Raw genomic sequence first — 7,175 nt, forward strand, 5'->3', positions numbered from 1 at the left:
TACTTTTTTTATGTTCCGCTTTATGTGCATCGTGCCTACATAATAACATATAAACAAACATTTGTCAAGCATTAATATAATAATATTCGTCCCTACATAAAAAATAATAAACCTTCGCATTGGCAATATATTCAATGATTTATCCGGATTTTAGAAGGCTATCATCTGGAACTTCAGATAAAAGGGGCAAAGCCCTCCCTTTTTGTACCCTGTGCGTAAGGTGAGTTAATTAGTCATGCGTATTGAGGCATAATTTTGTTATACTATCGTGACGATGGTATTTGAAGATTTAGCAGGATCGATATGCCGGTTGGCCGCACAGTGCAAAGACCTGGTGGCAGAGGCAAAGGTGTCCGGAGGGACACTCAGCAACTACCTTGATCTGATGTCACATGTCAGATGGCACGGGGGTGAGGTCGGTAAAAAACTGCACCCTCATAGACCTTTCATGTGCCAGTGCGTACAGTGGGATATAAATCATTGAAAAACTTTCTCAGATATGTCTATTATATTGTCTGTAAAATGCTCATGGTAAGCAGCAGGGTTTTAATACTTATATTGGTGGTAGCGTTTGCAGATACGGCGATTGTAGCGGCCGAGTCGTCGATAACGGTGCATTGTTTTGAGCAGGGCGGCATGGTACGGGTTGTCTTTGAGTCTGACAGTGAATCATTGATAACTCAGTCAACCGTTTCGGAGTCCTACAGCCTTGTGAAGATATCCTTTAACGAGCTATTCAACTATAAGGGCGGGGCAGTACCAGCATCCGTAAAGATATACAAGAAGGAAGACAGCCTCTTTCTAAACGTAAGGAACCTTCAACGGATAAAGACCATACGCCTGTCCTCTCCACCGCGCCTGGTGATAGACGCATACGTGTCCGAACAAAAAAAGGAACAACCTGATTCCGTGCAACCTGTCCCCTCCGTGCAGCCTGGTACAAAGGACTTGCGTAACTTTGTCCTGATGCTCGATGCAGGGCACGGTGGCAGCGATACCGGTATCACAGGACAGCAGTTTAAAGAAAGCCTCCTGACCCTCTCTGTCGTCAACGACCTGTACAAGCAGCTTGCCCCCAAGCTCCAGCGGGTCTTGCTGCTCAGAAAGGACGACGTCTACCAGTCCCTTGAACAGAGGCTTACAGATGCCGGAAAGACAAAGGTAGACGTGTTCTTTAGCATACATCTGACAAATCAGAAACACTGTAACGTCTTTATCAGCAAGATACCTGCCAATGTCTCCTCAAAGGATATCAGGTACGACCTTGCCCTGGCACAGAGCGCCTACATTGAACGCAGCAGGGTGCTTGCACACGCCACCGGTGAGGCAATCAAGGAACTTACAAAGCTGGATGTCGCATACATAGAGGTTCCCCTGCCCCTGCTCTCTGCCATCAGGGCCCCCGCTGTCATGATAGAACTGCCCGTTGCAGCAGTACAGCCATATAGCGCCGAAACTATCAACTCCCTTGCAACTGCAATTGTTAAGGCATTGGTGAACTATGCGCAAAGGTAAGCTCGTACTCATCATTGTAGTACCGATTCTGTTGTTGTGTGGTGCGATGGCCTATTATTTCTTTATCTGGCGGGATGATGGCCAACAATCACTGTCTCAAAATATAGTTGCCAGGGGCGAACAGGACAAGATACTCGATAACAGTATTGAGTTAAAGGTGTTCTACCCGGAGGGGACGGAGTTAAAAAAGATAACGATAAAGAGCAAACAGACATTTGATGCCGTAAAGACATCAGAGGCGGCATTAACTGAATTGTTTGCCGGTAAAAGCATACCAAACAGGAGCGCCATCCCCTCGGATGTAAAGCTGCTTGGCCTGTACTACGGCATCGATAAAATACTCTACGTGGATGTCTCCGGCGAGTTACAGAGGAACTTTCGCGGTGATGCCATTGCGGAGCTGCTGCTGCTAAGGAGCATCTATGAGACGGTTGTCAGCAACATGGATGTAGACGATGTAAAGGTGCTTGTAAACAGCATGGAAACGGAAAGCCTTGGGGGACACTTCTATTTAAAATATCCGCTGAAAAGAATTGTAACACAGGAGACCGTGGTAGATGGATCACACAAGTCTGGCTGACAGACCTATCGGTATCTTTGATTCCGGCATAGGGGGACTTACGGTCTTGCGGGAGTTGCACCGGCAGTTGCCTGCGGAGAGTACCATCTATCTGGGAGATACGGCCAGGGTCCCATACGGCATACGTTCCCCGGAGACGGTCAAGAGGTACTCACTGCAAAACAGCATGTATCTTATGGAAATGGGTGTAAAGCTCATTATAATTGCCTGTAACACCTCATCTGCCATAAGCCTGTACAGCATAAGAAATGCGCTTGACATCCCCGTCCTGGGGGTGATTGAGCCCGGGGCCAAGGCGGCCGTAACCGCCACAAGAAATGGCACCATCGGAGTGATTGGCACGGAGGTCACAATCAAGAGTGGGGCCTATCGGCGCGCCATACACAGTCACAACGGCGGGGTTGTTGTCTACGAGCAGTGTTGTCCGCTGTTTGTGCCGCTTGTGGAGGAGGGCTGGTTAAACGACGAAATAACCGAAGCCGTTGCCAGGAAGTATCTCAAGGGACTTATACGCTCGGGTATAGACACACTCGTCCTGGGATGTACGCACTATCCACTGCTCAAGGGGGTGCTCACAAAGGTCATGGGCGAAGGCATCGTCCTGATAGACTCCGGCATAGAGAAGGCAAAAAACGTCAAAAACATACTCAAAGACCTCAACCTCTTAAAGAGAGACAATAAAAATACCTTCAGAAAATACTACGTCACCGATAGCCCTGAGAGATTTATAGCCGTTGGCAGGAGGTTTCTGGGCGAACCGATAGAGGATATAACCAGCATAGAGTTGACTTCATTAGAGATGGCCATTTGAGAACCGGGCGCATCTCAATTATTGAATCAGGAGGATATATACTTACAAGATGAGACCGGATGCAAGAAAGGCAGACCAGTTACGCCCTGTAACCATGAGACGTGGATTTATCGGACATGCCGAGGGGTCTGTGCTGATCGAAATGGGTAACACCAAGGTCATATGTACAGCCACAATTGAGGAGAATGTTCCGCCCTTTTTGAAGGACACCGGACGGGGCTGGATAACGGCAGAGTACTCGATGCTGCCACGCTCCACGCAATCACGCTCAACGCGGGAGGCCAAAACGGGTAAAATCGGCGGACGAACACACGAAATTCAACGCATGATAGGCCGTGCCCTGCGCAGCGTGGTAAACATGTCCCAGATGGGCGAACGGACTGTCCTCATCGATTGCGACGTGATCCAGGCCGATGGCGGTACACGAACGGCATCCATCACGGGGGCATTTGTGTGCATGGTTGATGCCCTGCGCTTTGCCGAAAAAAATGGTATAATACGCAGGTTCCCGCTCAGGGAGTATCTTGCGGCCACCAGTGTTGGGGTCGTGGATGGTCAACTGAGGCTGGACCTCTGCTATGAGGAGGACAGACATGCCGATGTCGATATGAACGTCGTAATGACGGCCTCTAACCGGTATGTCGAAATCCAGGGTTGTGCCGAGGGGATGCCGTTTCCGCGACAGACCGTCAACGAACTCCTTGACCTGGCGGCCTCCGGCATCATGCAACTCATAGACATTCAACGACAGGTGTTGGAAAATGAACCTCTACCTGGCAACTAACAACAAGGGAAAGATCAGGGAGTTAAACCGGTTGTTTGAGGCAACCCCATACACGTTCCTTGCCCCGGGGGAACTTCTGGCGGATACCGGCGTGCTTGAGGATGGCACAAGTTATCGCGAAAACGCCTACAAAAAGGCCTTCTACCTCTATCAAAAGACCGGCATCGGCGTCGTGGCCGAGGACTCCGGTCTGGAAGTTGAGGCCCTCGACGGGGCGCCGGGGGTGTACTCGGCACGCTTTGCCGCACTACAGCAACAGCAGGATAGCCCCACAGGGTTGCAGGGGGCCTCGGATGCCGACAACATAGCCCACCTACTGAGGTTGCTCACCGGAGTGCCTGTCTCCGGGCGTGGCGCCAGATTTGTCTCTGTCCTGTGCCTGATCGAAGGCGGCATAGAGCGGTACTTTGAGGGTGAGGTGCGCGGCAGGATTATTGACGTACCAGTGGGGGACTCCGGCTTTGGTTATGACCCGGTCTTTGTACCCGACGGTTACTCACAGACGTTTGCCCAACTGGGGCAAGAGGTTAAAAATGCCATCAGTCACCGCGCCATGGCCGTGCAGCGCCTCAAAGAATACCTCAACGGATAAAAAGAAAAGAAGGGGGCGGCTCCGCTTCTTGGCGCTCCAGGGGGTGAGGCACCCCTGCCATAAAAGTCGCACCTGGCCCTCCTCAGACCTCCCCCGCAAGGGGAGGGGCGAGGCGCCCCGGCCAAAAAGAAGTCCCCTTGACCCCTTCTTTGCTAGGGATTATTGATATATATGCTGGAACACTTTAAGCAACTCATAGCACTGCGCATAGGGCTGCAGGTGGAGGACATGAGGCTGTTGGAGAAAACAATCGCCGCCCGGATTCACTCCCTGGGGCTGGCCAACCTCCACCAGTACTATAACCTGCTTGAGCCCGATTCCAGGCAGAGCGCCGGAGAATGGCAACACCTGGTGGAATCGCTGACGACGGGGGAGAGCTACTTCTTTAGAGACCGCGGGCAGTTTGAGATACTGCGCACGCACATCTTCCCCGAGCTTATCAGGCGAAAGGAGGGGCAAAAGACCATCCGCATCTGGAGTGCGGGGTGTGCCACGGGGGAGGAGACATACTCCATTGCCATTGAGCTGTTTGAGCTGATGCCGCAGGTCAGACACTTTGCCACCACCATCATAGGCACAGATATCAACCCCAGGGCCATTGCACGCGCAAGGGCCGGCATATACAACGACTGGTCTTTCAGGATGGTCGAACCGGAAATAAAACGCCGCTATTTCATCAAAAAACATGACGGCTGGCACCTCGACCCACAAATCAGGGGCATGGTCTCCTTTCAGGTTGGAAATCTGGTGAAGGACGTCTACCCTCATCACAGCACCGATATCTGCGACATAGACCTCATCGTTTGCAGGAACGTCTTCATATACTTTGACAAGGACACCGTGGCCTCAATCATCAGGAAGTTCGCCGATACGCTCACCGAAAACGGCTACCTGATAACCGGACACGCCGAACTGTACACGGTTGCCCTGGGCTCGTTAAAGTCCTTCATACATCCGGCGTCGATTATCTACCAGAAGGTAACAGGCCCCATTGAAGAAGAAAAACCTCACAGGTATTACACTCCCCCTCCCCCCCCACCTACGCCGCCTGCAATTACCTATGAAAAACCTCTCAGCATCCCGACCTCTGACACTCGCCCGACTAAATCCCTCAATGTTCAACCCCCTGTTGCCGTTGCTGTTGCTGTTGCGACTGCCGCCGCCCTCCCCACCGCCGAATCTCTCCTGGCCGACGCAACCGACCTGTACAGGAAAGGCAACTACAACGCCGCCATACAACGTGCAAGCAGCCTCCTGAAGACTGCCCCGACCAACCTCGCAGCCGTTGTCTTTTTGGCAAGGACGTATGCCAACATGGGCGACTACAGCCAGGCCACGATGTGGTGTGAAAAGGCCGTAAGCATCAACCCCCTGGAGGTGACACCCTACTTTGTCCTGGCGCAGATCGCCGAAAACACCGGCCAACTACAGAGGGCCGGGGAGCTGTTTCAGAAGATCGTGTACATAGACCCCTCGTTTGTCCCGGCCTACATAGAGCTTGGCGCCCTGTACGAACGCCAGAACGACCCCCTAAAGGCCACCAACGTGCGCAGGGCAGCCATTGAAATCCTCAGAGAGCTGCCGGCCGATAAGGTAATCGAACCCTACGACGACTATACGGTGGCAGAGTTGCTTGCATACGTGTCAAAGCTGCTTAAACTATAGATGTAGTCAGAAAAATGTGTAGCCTTTGCCTCCATCGGTCACAAATAAGTCCCCTTGACGCTCCATATATATCTGATTCACACACTTGCAGAATTTTGTGCGTTGTGATATCATTACGGTAGGGTTGCAATTTAATCGGAAAACTTATTAAAACGAGGCAGGTGGGTAAATAGGTTGTGTTAAAATTTATACGTGAGCTGATAATACCTTATGTAAAGGATATTCCTTATGCAGGATGGTTATTGTTAATCTTGCTATCAGGAATCGTTTACATTTTAACCACTATATTGAAACATATTAAGGCATTATTTGATAAACATACCAAGGAAATGATCAAAAGAAAAAGAGAGAGATATGTCTTTTACAAAAAATACTGTAAAAGAATAATAAACGAATACAATGTCCTAAAGAAAATTATTATCAAAAACGAAAACAACTATCAAGTTAAACTTGATCAGAGATATGTCGATCTAAAAATTAGCCCCACAAACAATAGCTCAAGTGATAACTCAATCTGGGATGTTATCATTAGAGGAGAAAAGTGGATTAAAGAAAATAAAATGACATATAGCTGTGTTTTAATAGGTCCACCAGGTTGTGGAAAAACTACTTTACTCCATTACATAGCGGTTATTATTGCATACAAACGCCACAAAAAATACAAAATATATAGAGACGTGCCAATCCTTATACCTATAAGGCAGATTGTACAATACATAGTAACAGATATAGAATCTAAAAAACCAAAAAATCTTAACCTTGGAGTGCTTGCAAAGAAGTATTTTAGCAATGATAAAGCATTTCCCAACCTCAAGCCACCCGATACGTGGTTTGAGAATGAACTGAATAATGGTAATTGTATAGTTCTATTTGATGACCTATATTATGAATTTGAAAGTCATGAGGATAGAAAATATATCTCTACATGGATCGAAAATCAGATAAAAGCATATCCTGACAATTTATTCATAATGACGTCACGGTTACAGAGGTATGATAAATATTCCCTCCAGTTTACAGATATCCTTGAGATACAGAACTTTGATGCCGGACAGGTAAAACGCTTTATCCACAAATGGTATCTTGCAGAAGAGACAAGACGTGAAAGTAACAGACAAAAGTATCCTCTTTATATTTCATGGTAACTATGCTTTTGCAGTTTTTGGATTCCTGGTCAAGCCAGGAATGACAAACTTGGAAAAAGCCTGTAACTGTCATTCCTGCGAAA

Annotated in this window: 8 protein-coding genes; all 8 read left to right on the forward strand. The window is 48.8% G+C overall.

Going from position 1 to position 7,175, the window contains the following annotated elements; translation table 11 throughout:
* Window positions 1-310 precede the first annotated feature (310 nt).
* The 8 genes from HWQ67_RS10230 to HWQ67_RS20230 all read left to right on the forward strand — a co-directional run bounded on the left by HWQ67_RS10230 (window position 311) and on the right by HWQ67_RS20230 (window position 7,092).
* On the forward strand, window positions 311-484 hold the full coding sequence (locus tag HWQ67_RS10230) for a hypothetical protein (RefSeq protein WP_218252592.1): 174 nt from the start codon (window positions 311-313) through the stop codon (window positions 482-484).
* On the forward strand, window positions 481-1,515 hold the full coding sequence (locus HWQ67_RS10235) for an N-acetylmuramoyl-L-alanine amidase family protein (protein ID WP_218252593.1): 1,035 nt from the start codon (window positions 481-483) through the stop codon (window positions 1,513-1,515). Before HWQ67_RS10230 ends, HWQ67_RS10235 begins: the two co-directional genes overlap by 4 nt.
* Window positions 1,502-2,095, forward strand: a complete 594-nt coding sequence (locus HWQ67_RS10240) for a GerMN domain-containing protein (protein WP_218252594.1) — start codon at window positions 1,502-1,504, stop codon at window positions 2,093-2,095. Before HWQ67_RS10235 ends, HWQ67_RS10240 begins: the two co-directional genes overlap by 14 nt.
* Window positions 2,073-2,906: a glutamate racemase gene (gene murI / locus HWQ67_RS10245; protein ID WP_218252595.1), complete on the forward strand. Its 834-nt coding sequence runs from the start codon at window positions 2,073-2,075 to the stop codon at window positions 2,904-2,906. Before HWQ67_RS10240 ends, murI begins: the two co-directional genes overlap by 23 nt.
* A 49-nt stretch (window positions 2,907-2,955) precedes the next feature.
* A complete protein-coding gene (gene rph, locus HWQ67_RS10250; RefSeq protein WP_218252596.1) occupies window positions 2,956-3,690 on the forward strand; it encodes a ribonuclease PH in 735 nt (244 codons plus the stop codon).
* The gene (gene rdgB, locus HWQ67_RS10255; protein ID WP_218252597.1) at window positions 3,668-4,282 is read left to right on the forward strand and encodes an RdgB/HAM1 family non-canonical purine NTP pyrophosphatase; all 615 of its coding nucleotides are present in this window, start codon (window positions 3,668-3,670) and stop codon (window positions 4,280-4,282) included. The genes rph and rdgB overlap by 23 nt, the downstream gene beginning before the upstream one ends.
* Before the next feature lie 171 nt (window positions 4,283-4,453).
* Window positions 4,454-5,947: a CheR family methyltransferase gene (locus HWQ67_RS10260; protein WP_218252598.1), complete on the forward strand. Its 1,494-nt coding sequence runs from the start codon at window positions 4,454-4,456 to the stop codon at window positions 5,945-5,947.
* 176 nt (window positions 5,948-6,123) lie between these two features.
* Complete coding sequence (locus tag HWQ67_RS20230) at window positions 6,124-7,092, forward strand: NACHT domain-containing protein (protein ID WP_218252599.1); 969 nt, start codon at window positions 6,124-6,126, stop codon at window positions 7,090-7,092.
* Window positions 7,093-7,175 lie beyond the last annotated feature (83 nt).

The sequence above is a fragment of the Candidatus Magnetobacterium casense genome (assembly GCF_019173545.1).
Taxonomy (GTDB): Bacteria; Nitrospirota; Thermodesulfovibrionia; order Thermodesulfovibrionales; family Magnetobacteriaceae; genus Magnetobacterium; species Magnetobacterium cryptolimnobacter.

Bases quoted from the DNA above. Each gene is read 5' to 3' on its own strand.
- HWQ67_RS10260 (WP_218252598.1), top strand. From the start codon at position 4,454: ATGCTGGAACACTTTAAGCAACTCATAGCACTGCGCATAGGGCTGCAG.
- murI (WP_218252595.1), top strand. From the start codon at position 2,073: ATGGATCACACAAGTCTGGCTGACAGACCTATCGGTATCTTTGATTCC.
- HWQ67_RS10240 (WP_218252594.1), top strand. From the start codon at position 1,502: ATGCGCAAAGGTAAGCTCGTACTCATCATTGTAGTACCGATTCTGTTG.
- rdgB (WP_218252597.1), top strand. From the start codon at position 3,668: ATGAACCTCTACCTGGCAACTAACAACAAGGGAAAGATCAGGGAGTTA.
- rph (WP_218252596.1), top strand. From the start codon at position 2,956: ATGAGACCGGATGCAAGAAAGGCAGACCAGTTACGCCCTGTAACCATG.